Genomic DNA, 16,521 nt, shown 5'->3' on the forward strand with positions numbered 1-16,521 from the left:
CATTAAACATGCGCCGCTCGTGGAGACAAGCGGCGCAGGCCTATGCGGACCGGTAAAGTATTGCGAGGCGACTAGACTGGATCGAGCTTGCGCGGACCCTGTGGCAATCCCGGCTCAGAAGGGGTTCCAGGTCGGCTGGCGGGTGAGCTTCAGGTAGCCGACATTGACGCCGAGACGGGCACCGATGCCGGTGCGGATCGGGACGAGCACCACGTTGCGGCTCTTCAGCACCGTCATGCCGACGCCGGCGACGACATAGGCGGAACCGCTGACGCCGCCGTAGCGGGCGTAGAGGCTCTCGACGGCGGGCAGGTCGTAGACCAGCATCATCACGCGGGTGCCGTTGCCGCCGTAGTCGATGCCGAGCGAGGGACCCTGCCAGAAGACGTCGTGCTGGCCGGCATTCTTGGTGTTGAGCTGGCCTTCGCCATAGGTCAGGCCGGCAACGAAGGCCCCGGAGCCCTCTTGGCCGAGGATATAGCCGTTGGGCAGGCCGTGCTGCTGGAAGGCCTCCTCGATGACCTTGGCGAGCGCGCCGCTGGTCTCGCCGAAGAAGCCGTGGCCGGCGTCGATGATTTCCTGGGCGGTGTATTCGCCGGCGGCGATCGCCGGCCGGGCGGAGATGCCGACGCCTGCAGCGAGGAGAAGTGCGGCCGCAAGGCATGCACGGAAGGCGGCAAGGGCTTGGGTCGTCACGAAGCGCATGGGGTCTCCTCCATCCAGAATTGATGCAAACGGCATCGCCAATGCGGGTAAAGCTATTTACCGATGATCATCTTAATAATCGGTTTACCAAATATGGTGTCATTATGGCCGTAGGAATCCGACCACACCGGGCGCCCGTATCCGCGCATCCGGCCCTTTCGTGGGGATTGATCTTCAGGAGAGAGCGATGCCGAAGAATGTAAACCTCACCCTTGCCGGTCCCGACCTCGCGGCGCTGCTGTGCAGCCGCGTCTGCCACGACGTCATCTCGCCGGTCGGCGCCATCAACAACGGCCTCGAACTGCTCGACGAAGGCGGTGCCGACGCCGATGCCATGGACCTCATCCGCACCAGCGCGCTCAACGCCTCGGTCCGTCTGAAATTCGCCCGCCTTGCCTTCGGCGCCTCGGGTTCCGTCGGCGCGTCGATCGATACCGGCGAGGCCGAGAAGGCCGCCAAGGACTTTGCCGCTGCCGAAAAGAAGACCGAAGTCAGCTGGAACGGCCCGCGGGCGATCATCGCCAAGAACCGGGTCAAGCTGCTCCTCAACCTCTTTCTCGTCGCCTATGGTTCCATTCCGCGCGGCGGCCAGCTGGACGTCACGCTCGAGAACCCGGAATACGAGGCGAAGTTCACGATCACCACGAAGGGCCGCATGATGCGCGTGCCGTCAAAATTCGCCGAGATCTGCAATGGCCAGATCGAGGAGGCGATCGACGCTCACTCGATCCAGCCCTACTACACGGTGCTGCTCGCCGAGGAATGCGGCATGGAGCTGAAGTACGTGCAGACCGACGAGGAAATCGTCTTCACCGCCGAGATGGCAGCCGCCTGAGCGGTTCGTCTCGTCCCACCGAATACAGTAGCGGCACGCTTTGGGCGTGCCGTTTCATTTTGGGGCCGAGAGAAGTGATTCGCGGTAACGTTTCCTTAGTTGAAGGCGCCTACATTCGGTTGCATGCGCGGTAATCCCCATTACGGGGACGATGGTGGCATGGGAGTGTGTGATGCAGCGTTTGATGATCGCAGATAGTTCCGACGTGGTGCGCAAGGTCGGCCGCAAGATCCTGTCGGAGCTCGGTTTCCTCGTGCTCGAAGCCGGGTCCGCCCGCGAGGCACTGATGCGCTGCGAGACCGATCTCCCGAACATCGTCATCGTCGATGCAGGTCTTGAAGGGGCCCTTGACCTGATCGCCAACATCCGCGCGCTGCCGGAAGGCAAGGGCGTGCGGATCTACTACTGCGTGATCGAGGCAGACCTCAAGACGATGATGGCTGGCAAGCGTGCCGGCGCGAACGACTTCCTGCTGAAGCCCTTCGACCGCAAGATTTTGACCCAGATGTTCACGGACAAGGCGATCGCCGCCTGAGATCCTTTTTGCGAATCACATGACCGCCGAACGCCCTGGCACGCCCGGGGCGTTTTTCGTTTGCCGAACCGGGAGGCGGGTGAGGTAACCAGCCCTGCCGCCCGAGGTAAAGACAACAAAAAACCTGCCCGGTGAGGGGCAGGTCGAGTGCTTTGCGGGTCTTCGCCTGAAAGGGATCAGGCGGTTTCCATGTATTCGGCGCCATCCGGCTCGCGCAGCACGTAGCCGCGGCCCCAGACAGTCTCGATGTAGTTCGCGCCGCCTGCGGCGTTTGCGAGCTTCTTGCGCAGCTTGCAGATGAACACGTCGATGATCTTGAGTTCCGGCTCGTCCATGCCGCCGTAAAGGTGGTTCAGGAACATTTCCTTGGTGAGGGTCGTACCCTTGCGGAGCGAAAGCAGCTCCAGCATCTGGTATTCCTTGCCGGTGAGGTGAACACGCTGGCCGCCGACTTCAACGGTCTTGGCGTCGAGGTTCACGATCAGTTCGCCGGTGATGATGATCGACTGGGCGTGGCCCTTGGAACGGCGGACGATGGCGTGGATGCGCGCAACCAGCTCGTCCTTGTGGAACGGCTTGGTCATGTAGTCGTCGGCGCCGAAGCCGAGGCCGCGAACCTTGTCTTCGATGCCTGCCATGCCCGAAAGAATGAGGATCGGCGTCTTGACCTTGGAAAGCCGCAGCGTGCGCAGCACTTCATAGCCAGACATATCCGGCAGGTTCAGGTCGAGCAGAATGATGTCGTAGTCGTAGAGCTTTCCGAGATCCACGCCTTCTTCGCCGAGATCGGTCGTGTAGACGTTGAAACTCTCCGATTTGAGCATCAGTTCGATGCTCTGCGCCGTGGCGCTATCGTCTTCAATGAGTAGAACCCGCATAATTATCCCCTTTACCGCCGCCGAAAGGTCGTACTTGGCCCCCTACGCGATACGGATCCAGTCGTTGCCTGATTTGAAGGCTGCCACCAAATGGTTAACAAATTCTGATTCCTTCTGGCAAGGTGTATCGAATTTATTAAACAAAGATACCAGTCTTCTGATTTCTCATGTGTTTCCGGCATCGCCACACTTGAATCAGAACGTGAAGATCTACCCGCAACCGATTCATTTGACTCATCATTGTCATGGGCTTTTTCAGGCCCTGGCATTTACTGACCCTTAAATGATCTCCCCTATCATTAACGATGCCCGTAAACGAAAGGTTACCAACGGTAGTTTTTTGTTAACGCCGCCGTTTTTTTTCGAGAATGATTCGTCGAAAAACCGGCTTGGCTTTTTGTCGGTAAGTGTGGCGGGGGGTCTCGCATCACGGGAGTATTGCGTATGAAGTCGCGTGAGAGCCTAGTGCGCCTGAAAGGATTTCAGGTCACAGAAAAGCGTCGGCAATTGCAACAGTTGCAATCGATGATGGCGGAGTTCGACAGGATGGCGAAGGAGCTGGAAAACCAGATCGCCATCGAGGAAAAGAAGTCCGGGATCAGCGATCCAAACCATTTCGCCTATCCAACCTTCGCGAAGGCGGCCCGGCAGCGGGCCGACAATCTCCAGGTGTCGATCCGTGAACTGAAGGTTCAGCAGGAAGCGGCCGAGCTCGCGCTCGAGGAGGCGGAGGCTGAACATGCCAAGGCGGCTGCGCTCGAAGAGCGTGACGGCCAGATGCGCATCCGGGCCTGACTGCGGATCGCAGATCCATGAACAGGCTGAAAGGCGGCGCGGTCTAGACCCGCGACCGCCTCAAGCCGGTTCAGGCAACAAGCGTCCGGCCGATCTATCGTCGGCCGGACGAAAATCTCACTTGATCACATCGCGCCAGTCGGCGTGACGGTCGACCTGAGCCCGGAAGAACGGGCACAGCGGAATGATCTTCCAGCCGCCCCGGCGGGCATCCTCCACGACGAATTCAGCCAGCGCGACGCCGGCACCCTTGCCGCGCATGCTGTCCGGCACCTCGGTATGGTCGACGATGATCAGCGTCGGCGACGTGCGTGAGTAGGTGATGACTGCCGGTTCCCCGATATCCGGGAAGCGCCCGACATAACGACCGCCGGACTTTCCTTCCTCATGCGTGATTTCCATATCCTGTGTCTCCCGTCGCTGATCGTCCTGGCGGCTTAACATTGCCGCGAATCCCGGGCAATGATGCCGCCGGGCGTGCTCCACGCATATAGGTTGCCGTCGACGGGGGTAAAGGCATGATCTGGGTGAAGGCCGCGCTGCTGGTGACGGCGCCGTTGTTACTGGCACTCGGCATCGTGCTGCCGCTGGTCCGGTTTGAAACACTCTATGTGTTCAGCGACAATCCGTCTCTCCTTGAAATTGTTGTCTCGCTTTGGGACGAGGGCAATCCGGCGCTCGGCGTGCTGGTGGCGCTGCTGTCGATCGTGTTTCCGGTCGTGAAGATGACCGGCATCGCCGCAGAGGCAATCGGGGCGGGGCAGGGGAGCTCGTCGCAGGTTTTGCTGGACCGGCTGGTTCCGCTTCTGTCCCGATGGTCGATGATGGATGTGCTGCTGGTGGCGCTGGTCATCTTCGCCGCCAAGACCAGCGGGCTCGCACAGGCATTTACCCAGCCGGGGCTCTGGTTCTATGCCGGATCGTCGATCCTGGCCGGCGTGCTGCACGGTTTGCCCAAGCGCAGGGTCGCCTGAAACGAAACCGTGCGCGCAAGGTGATTTGCGCGCACGGTTCTGAAAAGACGTGGTTTTTGCCGCTTTCGGCGGCCGGGATCGTTAGTGGCGATACTGCTGGATGCGTGTGGTGCGCAGGCCCGGCAGGCCGTGGTCATTGATCGAGGACTGCCAGGAGAGAAACTCCTCGACGGTCAGTGTATAGCGTTCGCACGCTTCTTCCAGGCTCAACAGGCCACCGCGTACCGCAGCGACAACCTCGGCTTTCCGGCGGATCACCCAGCGGCGCGTATTGGCCGGCGGTAGATCGGCGATGGTCAGCGGGCTGCCATCGGGACCGATGACATATTTCACTCGGGGGCGGATCATTTCGGTCATTGGACTCTCTATACATACTCAAGACCACACGCAGGCATCCTAGCCGCGCACCTTTAAAATTTGGCTAAGCGTGTTGTAAGCATTTGATAATAATTCTCGCGACCGGAAATCCCGTGGATAAGGGGTGATTTGCGGGCGCGATTCGAGCCTTCCGTTGCGTAAACTTGCGGCATCTGCATAGGAGTTATGCTGAATTAGAAATTTTTTGCGGGGGAAAACAGTGTATGAGCTGCTGTCAATGACGGTGCATTGATGTTTTCCCGGCGCCGACAGGTCGATCCGTAAAAAAATTCGTATCCGACCTAATACCGATAGACCGGCGCCAGTTCCGTTCTTTACGGTCGATGACAGATTTGTTCGATTCATACCAATGAGATGCGGTCTAGTTTCGACCGAAAAGGAGCGCGATGTTCAGGGTCACCGAGTCAATTTGCCGCGAGGGCGATGGCGAAGGCAGCGGCGTGGCGACGGTTCCCGTCGACGATGCCGGACTTTGCGCACTCGGCCGGCAATTCGCTCAGATCGGACGGCGCAACGGCTTCGACTATTTCCTGGTCAGCACCTTTCCCAAGGCCGACAAGCCGGAATTCGCGGCGAATTCAGTATTCTGCAATTGGCCGAGCGCGTTGCGGGACCGCTATGATGCGAGCGAGAGCTTCGCGGCCAGCCGTCTCGTGACACGCTTGAAGCAGAAGATCCTGCCCTTCCTGACGAAGGACTGTGTTTTCGCATCGGGTCAGGAGCGCGCGGCCGACATGGAGCTCGCCGCCGACTTCCAGGAGTGCGGCCTGGTCAACAATCTCGCCTTTGCGCTCCATGATGCCGAGCTTGCCCACTATCTGATCGTCTTCTCGGGGGAGCGCGGGGCGCTCGACCGCCAGGAGACGGCCAGTCTCTATTTCGACTGCCTGGAGGCGCTGGACATCTGCTCCGGCCGGATCGGACACAAGGACGGTCCGCGCGAGAAGCTCTCCGCCCGCGAGCTCGAATGTCTGCGTTGGTCGGCCGCTGGCAAGAGCAGCGACGAGATCGCCATCATCCTGTCGATCTCCAGCCATACGGTCGTCAGCTACCTCAAGAGCGCGATGCGCAAGCTCGATTCGGTCAACCGCATGCAGGCCGTCGCACGGGCCTGTCGTTTCCGCCTGCTCTAAACGCAGGTCTGCTGGCTGGGGACCCTTAAAATCCGCTTCCCCCGCGGATTTCGGCAAGCAACGTGCCGACAAGGATGCGCAGGTCGAGCCAGATCGAGAAGTTCTCCACATAGTGCAGATCGCAGGCGATGCGTGCCCGTGCCTTGGCGCGCCGGCCGGTCGGTCCTCGCAGGCCGCGCATCTGCGCGAGCCCGGTGATGCCCGGCCGCATGACGTGGCGGCGGTGATATTCCGGCACCAGCACTTCATAGGGCAGGCCGCCTGCGAGCATGCCGATCGCGTGACAGCGCGGACCAACCAGCGACATGTCGCCTCTGAGCACATTGAAAAGCTGCGGAAGCTCGTCGATGTTCGTGCGCCTGAGGATCGCGCCCAGCCGCGTCACGCGGGGGTCCTGCTCCGTCGTTTGCCGGATGCCGCTCTTGTCGCAGAGGTCGCTCCGCATCGAGCGGAACTTGAAAATGCGGATACGCCGACAGCCTTCACCCCAGCGATCCTGCGTGAAGAGGGCGGGGCCTGGGCTGTCGAGCCGGACGAGCACCGCGACGAACAGCAGGAAAGGCATGAGGAACACAAGCGCGGTCGCGGAAACGACGATGTCCATCAGCCGCTTGAGGACATGGTGAAGAGGCGGGTGCGGATGGCGATCCGCCATCTCGCGTGCGTAGTCGGTCAGAAGGACCGGCAGGGCGCTTACCGAGAAGGACGGGGCGACGGAATCGTGATGGGAGTGCGGGATACTCAAAATAACAACCCACGAATACAGGTTACTCTTACTTACTCGCCGCACACCATCAGTAATTCAGCTTTTGTCCGAAGTCATTAGCAATTGTTAGGTATTCGTTAACCATGTTCTACATGATTGCTTTCCTGCAACACTCAGGGCTCTCGGTGCTCCCGGTGTCGAATACTGGCCAGGTCGTGTTCAGAGCATCGCGGCGGACAATTCGGTCGCGGTGCGGCCGAAAACGAGCGTGGCGCTGCCGGCGTGCAGGAGGGTGAGAGTGTCTCCGGCATCGAGCTGCGCCAGTGCCGTCGAGGCATGCGTGCCGGTTCCCCCGCGGACGGCGAGGAGGTCTTCCGTGCCGTTGCGGCGCAGGAGAACGGCATGCCCGGACGAGGACGAGGCCTCGACGGTGAGGTGAAGCTGGTAGACGCCGGACACCGGCACGAGCAGTCCGCTGCCATGGCCGGAGGACAAGGGCGCACCAAGTGTGAAGCCGCGGGCGGCCGGAATGAGGTCGTCGAAGCCGGTTTCCGTGCCGGCCGCCGGGGCGAAGGTGGCTGCGGCAAGCGACGCACGGGCCAGCGGGCGATGGTCGGCACGCACGATGCCGTCGGGGGAAATGACGAGCGCTGTTGTCCAGGTGCTGCCGTCCGGACTTACCTTGATAGACAGGCGGTCCTCGCCGGCAAGTCCGATCTCGGCCTTGCCCTGCCAGCCGGACTGGAGGAGCAGAGATGCCGTGTCGTCGGTCGCCGCCTTGTTGAGCTTCATGCGATGATCGCTGCCGTCATGGGTGAAGAGGCTTGCCGGAGACCTGACGGCAAGCCGGTTCATGGCATCGGCGGTTGTCGAGAGGCCGAGGGTGGAAACTTCGAGATCGGCCGCGGTCGGCAGATCGAGCCAGTCGGTCCCGGAAAAGACCTTCAGCCGGCCGTCGGTCTGCTCGAAGCCTCGCCAGCCGGCGCGCGGCGTGACGAAGATCCATGCATCGTCCTGGCGGAAGGCGAGGCGCTGCTCCTTTCCCGACCAGTCGCCGGATGCCGGAGGCGTCACCCAGTAGCATCGGCCTTCGACAGGTGCCTCGGGCGGGGCGGTGCGCCGCTCGGCGATCGTCAGTTGCACGATCGCGTCGAGCGCCTGGAGCGCCTCGTTGTGGGTCACGTGCTTCTGCGCCTGCGACGGCAGGATGTAGGGCAGGGCGAGGTTGATGGTGGTGTCCGACATGGGGCGCAATCTCCGCTTCGATGCGGATATGCTGCGATGCTCCTGATCGGTGGGGACAATTTGAACGCGGGTGCTTTGAAAAGACAGATTTTTCCGTCCTCTTCTTCCCCGCCCTGTCTGCTCAGTCCGGTCGGCGACCCCAGGCGACGAAGTCGCCATTGGCGAAGTCCGCCTGTCCGTCGATCCCACGTTTGCCGTAAATGAGCGGGCTGCCGTCGAGGCGGAGCGTGATGCCGCCGGCGGCTCTGAGAACCGCATCGCCGGCCGCCGTGTCCCATTCCATCGTGCGGCCGCCGCAACGCGGGTAGATGTCGGCCAGTCCTTCGGCAAGCAGGCAGAACTTCAGCGACGAGCCGACCGCATGATGATCGGTGATCGCATGCGCCTTGAGATAGCTGTCGGTCGCGGGGGCGTTGTGCGAGCGGCTGACCAGCGCCTTGACGCAGGCATCCGGTTCACGGGTCGCGATCGGATGGCGCTTGGTGACGGCGAAGTCCGCGCCGACCTCGAACTTTTCCGCATGTCCGGGCCGGCCGTTATAGGCGACCCCAAGCGCCGGTGCATAGACGACACCGATCACCGGCACGCCGTTTTCGACGAGGGCGATGTTGACGGTAAAATCGTCGTGGCCGCCGATGAATTCGCGGGTGCCGTCGAGCGGGTCGACCAGGATGAAGCGGTCGGCGACTTCCGGGATCCGGCCGGCGGCAACGGATTCTTCCGCGACGACCGGAATGCCCTGCAGCGCGGTTTCGAGGGCCGCAAGGATGATGCGTTCCGCCCGCTCGTCAGCTTCCGTCACGGGCGTCTGGTCGCCCTTGATGCGCACATGCGGCCCGGCCCGGTAGACCTCCAGGATCGCCTTGCCGGCGGCCAGCGCCGCGCTCTCGAAAATGTCCAGCACTCTATGCTCCGTCGGGATCCGTCTCGGGGGCGGCGAATCCTCCGCCATCATCTCTCCGTTTGCCGGCCGCTTGTAAAGAGCCGTGCGGCCTCAAGGCTCTTCCGTACCGGCCTATGTGGCATATTTTGCACGCGTCCGAGACAATGCGCCTCATGTCTCAGAGAGGACAATTTTTGTCCTGATTGCGCTTGCTCTTTATGACGCCTGTGCGAAGGTGCGGCGATATTTCCAGAGGATGCTTGATGCGTTATTCCGCTTTCTCGATTTTCCGGCAGGCTCTCTCCGGCAACAGGAACTGGGCGCCCATGTGGCGTGAGCCGCAGCCCAAGCTGCATTATGACGTCATTATCGTCGGCGGCGGCGGCCATGGTCTTTCTACCGCCTACTACCTCGCCAAGGAACACGGCATCACCAATGTCGCGGTGCTCGAGAAGGGCTATCTGGGCTCCGGAAACGTCGGCCGCAACACGACGATTGTACGCTCCAACTACATGCTCGAGGGCAACGAGCCCTTCTACGAGTTGTCGATGCAGCTCTGGGAAGGGCTGGAGCAGGATTTCAACTACAATGCCATGATGAGCCAGCGCGGCATCATCAACCTGTTCCATTCCGACGGCCAACGCGACGCCTATGCCCGGCGCGGCAATGCGATGAAGATCCACGGCGTCGAGGCCGAACTGCTCGATCGCGAGCAGGTCCGCAAGATGATGCCGTATCTCAACTATGACCACGCGCGCTTCCCGATCCTCGGCGGGCTCCTGCAGCGGCGGGCCGGCACCGCCCGGCACGATGCGGTGGCGTGGGGCTATGGTCGTGGTGCCGACAGCCGCGGCGTCGATCTCATCCAGCATTGCGAGGTGACGGGGATCCGCCGCGACGAGACCGGCAAGGTCGTCGGCGTCGAGACTACCAAGGGCTTCATCGGCTGCAACAAGCTGGCGCTGGCGACCGCCGGCCACACCTCGGTGACCGGCAAGATGGCCGGCCTCGACCTGCCGATCGAGACCCATGTGCTGCAGGCCTTCGTCTCGGAGGGCATCAAGCCGGTGATCGACAACGTGATCACCTATGGCGCCGGCCATTTCTACATCTCGCAGTCCGACAAGGGCGGCTTGGTGTTCGGTGCCAGTATCGACTACTATTCCTCCTATGCGCAGCGCGGCAATCTCGCCGCCGTCGAGCATACGATCGAGGAAGGGGTGTCGCTGATCCCCGGGCTTTCGCGCCTCAGGGTCCTGCGTGCCTGGGGCGGCGCGATGGACATGTCGATGGACGGCTCGCCGATCATCGACAAGACGCCGATCGACAATCTCTACCTCAACTGCGGCTGGTGCTACGGCGGGTTCAAGGCGACGCCGGCCTCCGGCTTCTGCTTCGCTCACCTGATTGCCCGGAACGAGTCGCATCCGGTTGCGCGGTTCCTCCGCCTCGACCGCTTCCGTCGGGGCTTTGCCGTCGACGAACTCGGCGCCGGCCCGCAACCCAATCTGTATTGAGACAAGACCATGGCCAGCCTGATCTCCTGTCCGCATTGCGGAACCCGCCCGACGGAAGAGTTCACCATTCGCGGTGACGCCACGGTCGTTCGCCCGGCACCCGCCGCCTCCGACGACGACTGGTACCGATATGTCTATGTCCGCGACAACCCGAAGGGCCGGATCGCCGAATACTGGCACCACACCGCCGGTTGCCGGCGCTGGCTGGTGGTCGAGCGCGACAACGCCTCGAGCCATCAGGTCTATGCGGTGACCGACGCCGCCATCAAGGCGCGGGAGGCCGGCCGATGAGCGGGTATCGTCTTTCGAGCGGCGGCATCGTCAATCGCAGCCGCGCCATCACCTTTACCTTCGACGGTCGCGAGATGAAGGGCTTCGAAGGCGACACGCTCGCCTCGGCGCTGATCGCCAACGACCAGCTTCTGGTCGGCCGCAGCTTCAAGTATCACCGCCCGCGCGGCATCGTGACGGCCGGCTCGGCTGAGCCGAACGCGCTCGTGACGATCGGATCGGGCGCGCGCACCGAACCCAATACGCGGGCAACCGTCGCGGAGCTCTATCACGGGCTGACGGCGGCGAGCCAGAACCGCTGGCCTTCGCTCACCTACGACATCGGCTCGGTCAATTCACTGCTGTCGCCGTTCCTCGGCGCGGGCTTCTACTACAAGACCTTCATGTGGCCGAAGAGCTTCTGGGAGAAGGTCTACGAGCCGATCATCCGCAGGGCTGCCGGGCTCGGTAAGGCGGTCATGGAGGCCGATCCGGACCGCTACGAAAAGGCCTGGGCGCATTGCGACCTCCTGGTGATCGGCGCAGGGCCGACCGGTCTGGTCGCCGCCCTTGCCGCCGCGCGCGCCGGCCTTCGCGTCATCCTCGCCGACGAGGGCTTTCGCATGGGCGGGTCGCTGCTTTCCGAGAATGTCTCGGTCGGCGGACAGGCGGCCGGCGACTATGCCCAGTCGGTGGTCGAGGAGCTGAAGAGCTTTGCCAATGTCACGCTGATGGCGCGCACGACGGTGTTCGGCTGGTATGACGACAACGTGTTCGGGGCGGTCGAGAAGGTGCAGAAGCATGTGGCCCAGCCATCGGCGGAACTGCCGGTCGAGCGGGTCTGGCGCATCGTCGCGCAACAGGCGATCCTCGCTTCGGGTTCGGAGGAACGCCCGCTGGTGTTCGGCGGCAACGACCGTCCGGGCGTGATGACTTCCGGTGCGGTGCGCAGCTATCTCAACCGCTACGGCGTGGCGGTCGGCCAGCAGGTGGCGATCTTCACCAATGGCGGCGCCGGTTATCGCACGGCCCGCGACCTGATGGCCGCCGGGATCGGCGTGCCGGTGATCGTCGACGGGCGGAGCGACGCGACGGACGAGGCGCCCGAAGGCGTGCGTGTCGTGCGCGGCGGCGGCATCGTCGGGACCAGGGGGCGTCTCAGGATCGGCGGCGTCATCGTCGACCGCTTCGGCCATCAGGAAGAGATCGCCTGCGACGCGCTGGCGATGTCGGGCGGCTACAGCCCGGTGATCCATCTTGCCTGCCAGCGCGGGGCAAAGCCGGTCTGGTCGGACGAGCGCCAGGCCTTCCTTGCGCCGGATGTCGGCGGCCGTTTTGCCGTCGCGGGATCGGCGGCCGGGCTTTCGTCGCTTTCCGAATGCCTGAAGGACGGTGCCGCCAAGGCGCATGCGGCAATCGCCGCCCTCGGCCGGCTGGTCGGCGACGTCTCCGTGCCCGAAGTCGAGGGCGAGTATGACGCCGCCTTCGCGCCGCTCTGGTATGTGCCGGGGGCGAAAGACAAGGCCTTCGTCGATTTCCAGAACGATGTGCATGTCAAGGATCTCAGCCTTGCCCAGCGCGAGGCGATGGGCCATGTCGAACACACCAAGCGCTACACCACCGGCGGCATGGCGACCGACCAGGGCAAGCTCGGCAACGTCGCCACGATCGGCATCATGGCCGGCATGCGGGGCGTGTCGCCGGCCGAAATCGGCACCACCACCTTCCGGCCCTTCTATACGCCGGTTTCCTTCGGCGCGCTGACCGGCACCAGCCGGGCGGAACATTCGCGCCCCACCCGCCAGTCGCCGCTCGCCGGCTGGGCCCGCCGCAACGGCGCGGTCCTCGTCGAGGCCGGACCGTGGATGCGCTCGTCCTATTTCTCGCGCGAGGGCGAAAAGACCTGGCGCGACACCGTCAACCGCGAGGTGCTGAACGTCCGGCAGAATGCCGGGCTGTGCGACGTCTCGACGCTCGGCAAGATCGAGGTATTTGGCGCCGATGCGGCCGAGTTCCTCAACCGGCTCTATTCGAACGCCTTCCTCAAGCTGCCCGTCGGCAAGGCGCGCTACGGGCTGATGCTGCGCGAGGACGGCATGGTGTTCGACGACGGCACCACCAGCCGGCTGTCGGACGACCACTACCTCGTCACGACCACCACCGCCTTTGCCGGCGAGGTGCTGGCGCATATGGAATTTTCGGCCCAGGCGCTCTGGCCTGATCTCGACGTGCGGTTCGTCTCGGTCAGCGACCAGTGGGCGCAGATGTCGCTGGTCGGGCCGAAGGCGCGGCTGATCCTCGAGCAGATCGTCGAGGACGACGTCTCGAACGAGGCGTTTCCCTTCCTCGCCGCCCGCGAAGTCATGCTGCGCGGCGGGCTGAAGGCGCGGCTCTTCCGCATCTCGTTCTCCGGCGAACTCGCCTATGAAATCGCGGTGCCGGCCGGCTATGGCGAGGCGGTCGCCGACGCGATCATGGAAGCGGGCAAGGCCCACGGCATCTGTGCCTACGGCCTCGAAGCGCTCAACGTGATGCGCATCGAGAAGGGGCATGTCACCCACGCCGAGCTCGACGGACGCACCACGCCGGACGATGTCGGGCTGGGCAAGATGTTCTCCAGCCAGAAGCCGGACTTCATCGGCAAGCGCATGTCGAGCCGCTTCGGGCTGACGGCGGCCGACCGCGCCCAGATGGTGGGCCTCAGGCCCGTCGAGGCGGACAAGGAAATCCGGGCCGGCGCACATCTCCTGAAGGAAGGCGCCAAGCCGTCGATGGCGAACGACCAGGGCCATGTGTCGTCGGTCTGCTTCTCGCCGGTTCTCGGCTCCTACATCGCGCTCGCCTTCCTGAAGTCGGGCCGGGAACGGATCGGCGAGAAGATCGTCGTCTGGGACGGGCTCCATCATTCGGAGGTGCTGGCCGAGGTCGTGAGCCCGGTCTTCGTCGATCCCGACAACAAGAAGCTCCATCTCTAAAGGGATGCCAAGTATGCCCAAGCAATATGTCGCCCGTCACGTGCTGGAGGACCACATCGCCGGTTTCGAGGCCGAGGCGAACCCGCACCACCTGTCCATCCTGCGCCGGCCGACGGTGTTTTCGGTGCTCGCGCATGCGGGCGCGGAAAGCGATGTCGGCGAGGCGCTGTTCGAGATGGCCGAGGTCGAGGTCCGCGTCGTCGGCCCGGGCGAGTGGCTGCTCGTCTCCGACATCATCGGCGCCGACATGCTGGCGCGCGATCTTGTCGCCTTCGGTTCCGGCCGCGTCTCGTTTGCCGACCAGAGCGACGGCAAGGTGGTGCTGAAGATCCACGGGCCGGAGGTCCGCCGGGTCCTCGCCAAATGCCTCGCCGTCGACCTTCATCCGGACGTTTTTGCGCTCGGGGCGTCCGCGAATGCGCAATGCGCCCATGTGCCGGTCAACCTGGCCCGCATCGGCATGGATGCGTTCGAACTGATCGTTCCGCGCTCCTATGCGGGCCATGTCTTCGAGGAAATCCGCGAGATGGGCCGGGAGTTCGCCCTCTCGGCCTCCTTCGCGGACAACTGATCTCAGATTTCGGGCTCGTGCGCGACATGCGAGGGGCCGAAGGTCAGGTGGGCGACGACGGCCGTGGCGATCCCGCCGATCGCGATGATCGACAGCATCGGCAGGGCCGTTCCGTCGTCGAGGACACCGATCGCGAATGAGCCGAGCGCGCCGGCGCCGAAGCCGAGCGCGCCCATGAGGGCGGCGGCCGTTCCGGAGATCGCGCCATGCGCCTCCATCGCCAGCACGTTGCAGGAGGGCATGATGCCGCCCACTCCCACCACCATGACGAAGAGCAGGGCGCAGACGGAATAGACCGTGCCGAGGCCCGAAAGCTCCATGCCGACGAGCGCAAGGCCGGCGGCCGCATAGAGAAGCGAGGAAACCTTGACCACGCCGCGAATTCCGAGCTGCTGCGCCAGCCGCGGAGCGATCTGGGTGCCGATGCCGATGCCGACCGAGTTCAGCGCGAAGACCAGCGAATAGGTGATCGGGGAGAGCCCGTAGACATTGATGAGCGCGAAGGAGGAGCCGGCGATATAGGCGAAGAAGCCGCCCTGGGCGAGCGCCAGCGCACCGGCATAGGGAATGAAGCTGCGGCTCACCAGCAGGCGGCCGTACCAGTGAAGGGCGGCCCCCGGCTTGACGGTGGCGCGCAGCTCAGACATGCGGGTCTCCGGCAAAAGCGTCGCGACGATCAGGGCGACGGCGACGGAGAGCGCCGCCATGACGACGAAGATCGCCCGCCATTCGGCAAAGGTGAGGATCAGGCTGCCGGCGAGCGGGGCGATCACCGGGGCGAGGCCGAGCACCAGGACCACCATCGACATCAGCTTTGCCGCGGCATGACCGCTGAACAGGTCGCGGATGGCGGCGCTGGCGATCACCATGCCGATCGAGCCGCCGATCCCCTGCAGGAAGCGGAAGGCGAGCATCTGGTTCGCGGTTGCCGAGAGGATGCAGCCGAGCGAGGCGGCGAGGAAGATGGCGAGCGCCAGGTAGATCACCGGCTTGCGGCCGAGCCGGTCGGAGGCCGGGCCATAAAACAGCTGGCCGAGGGTGAAGCCGACGAAATAGGTCATCATGCTCATCTGGATCGTCGCGTCGGTGGTGGCAAGGTCGCCGGCCATGCGCGGCATGGCGGCGACATGCATGTCGGTGGCAAAGGGGCCGAGCGCGCAGAGCGAGCCGAGGGCGACCGCGATCGGCAGGGTTTTGGGGGATGTCTTCTTGTCCATGAAGGGCTTCCGTGAAAGATGGGAGGAGCTTGAAACGGCAATTGAGAAACGGTATCGTTTCCATAATGCTCGTCAGGAAACGTATTCGTTTCCTTTTGTCAATTGATTTCTTCCAGGGAGTGTCACCATGAGCACCGGCCCCTTAACCGTCGGACGCCCGCCGAGCCTCGCGGAGGAGGAGCGCAAGGCGCTGATCCTGCAGGCGGCGGAGCGCGTCTTCGATGCGCTCGGCTATGGCGATGCGACGATGGAGGAGGTGGCGCGCGCCTGCGGCATGGCGAAGAAGACGCTCTACAAGTTCTTCCCCGACAAGGCGGCCCTTTTCGGCGCGCTGATCGACAGCCACGACATTTTGACCGTCAGCGAAGCCCGCCCTGCCGGCGAGGTCCGGGGGCAGGGCGAGGCTGGTAACCGGGCAAGCCGCCTGCGCCGCCTGCTCGAAGAACTCGCCGCCTTCATCCTCTCGCCGCGCCAGCTGACGCTGACCCGCCTCGTCATCGCCGAGGCGACCAAATCACCGGAGCTTGCCGAGCGCTTTTACCGCGAATGTGTGGAAAAGACCCAGGGCTATGTGGTGCGCGAACTCGAAGCCGACTTCCCCGGCTTTGCCGACAACATCGACCAGGCCCGCGTGATCGCCGACGTCTTCGTCGGCTCGACGCTCGGCACCGTCCACATCCGCGCCCTGATGCTCAATGCCGACCACGCGGCGCTGAAGGAGGAACTGTCTGTGCGGCTGGATATGGCGACGGGGATGATGGAGCGGTTTCTGGCGGGGTGAGGGGGCATTCAGGTATATGCGCCTCCCTTGAGCTTCATACCGGTCGTGAAGAGGTCGGCAAGTGGTGCAAAATTGTGTCGCTTGAACAGCCTTCCGATGCTGCTTCGTCGTTGGTGAAGGTGA

General features: G+C 63.5%; 18 protein-coding genes. 10 read left to right on the top strand and 8 right to left on the bottom strand.

Annotated elements, in window-relative coordinates:
- Window positions 1-114 precede the first annotated feature (114 nt).
- Window positions 115-705, bottom strand: coding sequence for a DUF1134 domain-containing protein (locus tag HHL25_RS01285; RefSeq protein ID WP_169586499.1), 591 nt, complete (start codon window positions 703-705; stop codon window positions 115-117).
- Between the two features lie 187 nt (window positions 706-892).
- On the opposite strand from HHL25_RS01285, the gene chpT reads away from it, so the two are divergent.
- Together chpT and HHL25_RS01295 are read left to right on the top strand one after the other, a co-directional pair.
- The gene (chpT, locus tag HHL25_RS01290; RefSeq protein WP_169586501.1) at window positions 893-1,540 is read left to right on the top strand and encodes a histidine phosphotransferase ChpT; all 648 of its coding nucleotides are present in this window, start codon (window positions 893-895) and stop codon (window positions 1,538-1,540) included.
- A 172-nt stretch (window positions 1,541-1,712) separates the two neighbouring features.
- The gene (locus tag HHL25_RS01295) at window positions 1,713-2,075 is read left to right on the top strand and encodes a response regulator (protein WP_169586503.1); all 363 of its coding nucleotides are present in this window, start codon (window positions 1,713-1,715) and stop codon (window positions 2,073-2,075) included.
- A 176-nt stretch (window positions 2,076-2,251) separates the two neighbouring features.
- On the opposite strand, the gene ctrA is transcribed toward HHL25_RS01295, so the two are convergent.
- Window positions 2,252-2,953 carry a response regulator transcription factor CtrA gene (gene ctrA / locus HHL25_RS01300; RefSeq protein WP_054148338.1) on the bottom strand — a complete coding sequence of 234 codons (702 nt, stop codon included), beginning with the start codon at window positions 2,951-2,953 and terminating at the stop codon, window positions 2,252-2,254.
- 444 nt (window positions 2,954-3,397) lie between these two features.
- On the opposite strand from ctrA, the gene HHL25_RS01305 reads away from it, so the two are divergent.
- The gene (locus HHL25_RS01305) at window positions 3,398-3,748 is read left to right on the top strand and encodes a flagellar export protein FliJ (protein WP_169586505.1); all 351 of its coding nucleotides are present in this window, start codon (window positions 3,398-3,400) and stop codon (window positions 3,746-3,748) included.
- 117 nt (window positions 3,749-3,865) lie between these two features.
- Here HHL25_RS01305 and HHL25_RS01310 read toward each other — a convergent pair whose 3' ends face one another.
- A complete protein-coding gene (locus HHL25_RS01310; protein ID WP_169586507.1) occupies window positions 3,866-4,150 on the bottom strand; it encodes a GNAT family N-acetyltransferase in 285 nt (94 codons plus the stop codon).
- Between the two features lie 116 nt (window positions 4,151-4,266).
- Between HHL25_RS01310 and HHL25_RS01315 the strand changes: the two genes are divergently transcribed.
- Window positions 4,267-4,722, top strand: a complete 456-nt coding sequence (locus HHL25_RS01315) for a paraquat-inducible protein A (RefSeq protein WP_169586509.1) — start codon at window positions 4,267-4,269, stop codon at window positions 4,720-4,722.
- Between the two features lie 81 nt (window positions 4,723-4,803).
- On the opposite strand, the gene sciP is transcribed toward HHL25_RS01315, so the two are convergent.
- A complete protein-coding gene (gene sciP / locus HHL25_RS01320) occupies window positions 4,804-5,079 on the bottom strand; it encodes a CtrA inhibitor SciP (RefSeq protein WP_006725852.1) in 276 nt (91 codons plus the stop codon).
- 407 nt (window positions 5,080-5,486) lie between these two features.
- Between sciP and HHL25_RS01325 the strand changes: the two genes are divergently transcribed.
- Window positions 5,487-6,233, top strand: coding sequence for a helix-turn-helix transcriptional regulator (locus HHL25_RS01325; RefSeq protein ID WP_169586511.1), 747 nt, complete (start codon window positions 5,487-5,489; stop codon window positions 6,231-6,233).
- A 25-nt stretch (window positions 6,234-6,258) separates the two neighbouring features.
- Here the strand turns inward: HHL25_RS01325 and HHL25_RS01330 are convergent, their stop codons facing one another.
- The 3 genes from HHL25_RS01330 to cysQ form a co-directional block, all read right to left on the bottom strand.
- Entirely contained in the window at window positions 6,259-6,888 is a 630-nt protein-coding gene (locus HHL25_RS01330; protein ID WP_246701728.1) for a sugar transferase, read from the bottom strand.
- A gap of 270 nt (window positions 6,889-7,158) precedes the next feature.
- Window positions 7,159-8,184: a DUF2793 domain-containing protein gene (locus HHL25_RS01335; RefSeq protein WP_169586512.1), complete on the bottom strand. Its 1,026-nt coding sequence runs from the start codon at window positions 8,182-8,184 to the stop codon at window positions 7,159-7,161.
- 121 nt (window positions 8,185-8,305) lie between these two features.
- Complete coding sequence (cysQ, locus tag HHL25_RS01340; RefSeq protein WP_169586514.1) at window positions 8,306-9,088, bottom strand: 3'(2'),5'-bisphosphate nucleotidase CysQ; 783 nt, start codon at window positions 9,086-9,088, stop codon at window positions 8,306-8,308.
- A gap of 242 nt (window positions 9,089-9,330) precedes the next feature.
- On the opposite strand from cysQ, the gene HHL25_RS01345 reads away from it, so the two are divergent.
- Genes HHL25_RS01345 through HHL25_RS01360 form a run of 4 tightly spaced genes read left to right on the top strand, consistent with a single transcriptional unit; the run spans window position 9,331 to window position 14,400 of the window.
- Window positions 9,331-10,584: a sarcosine oxidase subunit beta family protein gene (locus HHL25_RS01345; protein ID WP_169586516.1), complete on the top strand. Its 1,254-nt coding sequence runs from the start codon at window positions 9,331-9,333 to the stop codon at window positions 10,582-10,584.
- A 9-nt stretch (window positions 10,585-10,593) separates the two neighbouring features.
- Window positions 10,594-10,875, top strand: a complete 282-nt coding sequence (locus tag HHL25_RS01350) for a sarcosine oxidase subunit delta (RefSeq protein WP_169586518.1) — start codon at window positions 10,594-10,596, stop codon at window positions 10,873-10,875.
- A complete protein-coding gene (locus HHL25_RS01355) occupies window positions 10,872-13,829 on the top strand; it encodes a sarcosine oxidase subunit alpha family protein (protein ID WP_169586520.1) in 2,958 nt (985 codons plus the stop codon). Before HHL25_RS01350 ends, HHL25_RS01355 begins: the two co-directional genes overlap by 4 nt.
- Window positions 13,830-13,842: 13 nt before the next feature.
- Entirely contained in the window at window positions 13,843-14,400 is a 558-nt protein-coding gene (locus tag HHL25_RS01360; RefSeq protein ID WP_169586522.1) for a sarcosine oxidase subunit gamma, read from the top strand.
- A 2-nt stretch (window positions 14,401-14,402) separates the two neighbouring features.
- On the opposite strand, the gene HHL25_RS01365 is transcribed toward HHL25_RS01360, so the two are convergent.
- Window positions 14,403-15,617: a multidrug effflux MFS transporter gene (locus HHL25_RS01365; RefSeq protein WP_169586524.1), complete on the bottom strand. Its 1,215-nt coding sequence runs from the start codon at window positions 15,615-15,617 to the stop codon at window positions 14,403-14,405.
- A 127-nt stretch (window positions 15,618-15,744) separates the two neighbouring features.
- On the opposite strand from HHL25_RS01365, the gene HHL25_RS01370 reads away from it, so the two are divergent.
- Window positions 15,745-16,398, top strand: a complete 654-nt coding sequence (locus HHL25_RS01370; RefSeq protein ID WP_169586526.1) for a TetR/AcrR family transcriptional regulator — start codon at window positions 15,745-15,747, stop codon at window positions 16,396-16,398.
- Window positions 16,399-16,521 lie beyond the last annotated feature (123 nt).

Source organism: Rhizobium terricola (genome assembly GCF_012927355.1).
In the GTDB taxonomy this organism is placed as follows: Bacteria; Pseudomonadota; Alphaproteobacteria; order Rhizobiales; family Rhizobiaceae; genus Allorhizobium; species Allorhizobium terricola.

What these genes read in the sequence shown, in the direction of transcription:
- HHL25_RS01285 (WP_169586499.1), bottom strand. Translation starts at nt 705, where the DNA reads ATGCGCTTCGTGACGACCCAAGCCCTTGCCGCCTTCCGTGCATGCCTT.
- chpT (WP_169586501.1), top strand. Translation starts at nt 893, where the DNA reads ATGCCGAAGAATGTAAACCTCACCCTTGCCGGTCCCGACCTCGCGGCG.
- HHL25_RS01295 (WP_169586503.1), top strand. Translation starts at nt 1,713, where the DNA reads ATGCAGCGTTTGATGATCGCAGATAGTTCCGACGTGGTGCGCAAGGTC.
- ctrA (WP_054148338.1), bottom strand. Translation starts at nt 2,953, where the DNA reads ATGCGGGTTCTACTCATTGAAGACGATAGCGCCACGGCGCAGAGCATC.
- HHL25_RS01305 (WP_169586505.1), top strand. Translation starts at nt 3,398, where the DNA reads ATGAAGTCGCGTGAGAGCCTAGTGCGCCTGAAAGGATTTCAGGTCACA.
- HHL25_RS01310 (WP_169586507.1), bottom strand. Translation starts at nt 4,150, where the DNA reads ATGGAAATCACGCATGAGGAAGGAAAGTCCGGCGGTCGTTATGTCGGG.
- HHL25_RS01315 (WP_169586509.1), top strand. Translation starts at nt 4,267, where the DNA reads ATGATCTGGGTGAAGGCCGCGCTGCTGGTGACGGCGCCGTTGTTACTG.
- sciP (WP_006725852.1), bottom strand. Translation starts at nt 5,079, where the DNA reads ATGACCGAAATGATCCGCCCCCGAGTGAAATATGTCATCGGTCCCGAT.
- HHL25_RS01325 (WP_169586511.1), top strand. Translation starts at nt 5,487, where the DNA reads ATGTTCAGGGTCACCGAGTCAATTTGCCGCGAGGGCGATGGCGAAGGC.
- HHL25_RS01330 (WP_246701728.1), bottom strand. Translation starts at nt 6,888, where the DNA reads ATGGCGGATCGCCATCCGCACCCGCCTCTTCACCATGTCCTCAAGCGG.
- HHL25_RS01335 (WP_169586512.1), bottom strand. Translation starts at nt 8,184, where the DNA reads ATGTCGGACACCACCATCAACCTCGCCCTGCCCTACATCCTGCCGTCG.
- HHL25_RS01345 (WP_169586516.1), top strand. Translation starts at nt 9,331, where the DNA reads ATGCGTTATTCCGCTTTCTCGATTTTCCGGCAGGCTCTCTCCGGCAAC.
- HHL25_RS01350 (WP_169586518.1), top strand. Translation starts at nt 10,594, where the DNA reads ATGGCCAGCCTGATCTCCTGTCCGCATTGCGGAACCCGCCCGACGGAA.
- HHL25_RS01355 (WP_169586520.1), top strand. Translation starts at nt 10,872, where the DNA reads ATGAGCGGGTATCGTCTTTCGAGCGGCGGCATCGTCAATCGCAGCCGC.
- HHL25_RS01360 (WP_169586522.1), top strand. Translation starts at nt 13,843, where the DNA reads ATGCCCAAGCAATATGTCGCCCGTCACGTGCTGGAGGACCACATCGCC.
- HHL25_RS01365 (WP_169586524.1), bottom strand. Translation starts at nt 15,617, where the DNA reads ATGGACAAGAAGACATCCCCCAAAACCCTGCCGATCGCGGTCGCCCTC.
- HHL25_RS01370 (WP_169586526.1), top strand. Translation starts at nt 15,745, where the DNA reads ATGAGCACCGGCCCCTTAACCGTCGGACGCCCGCCGAGCCTCGCGGAG.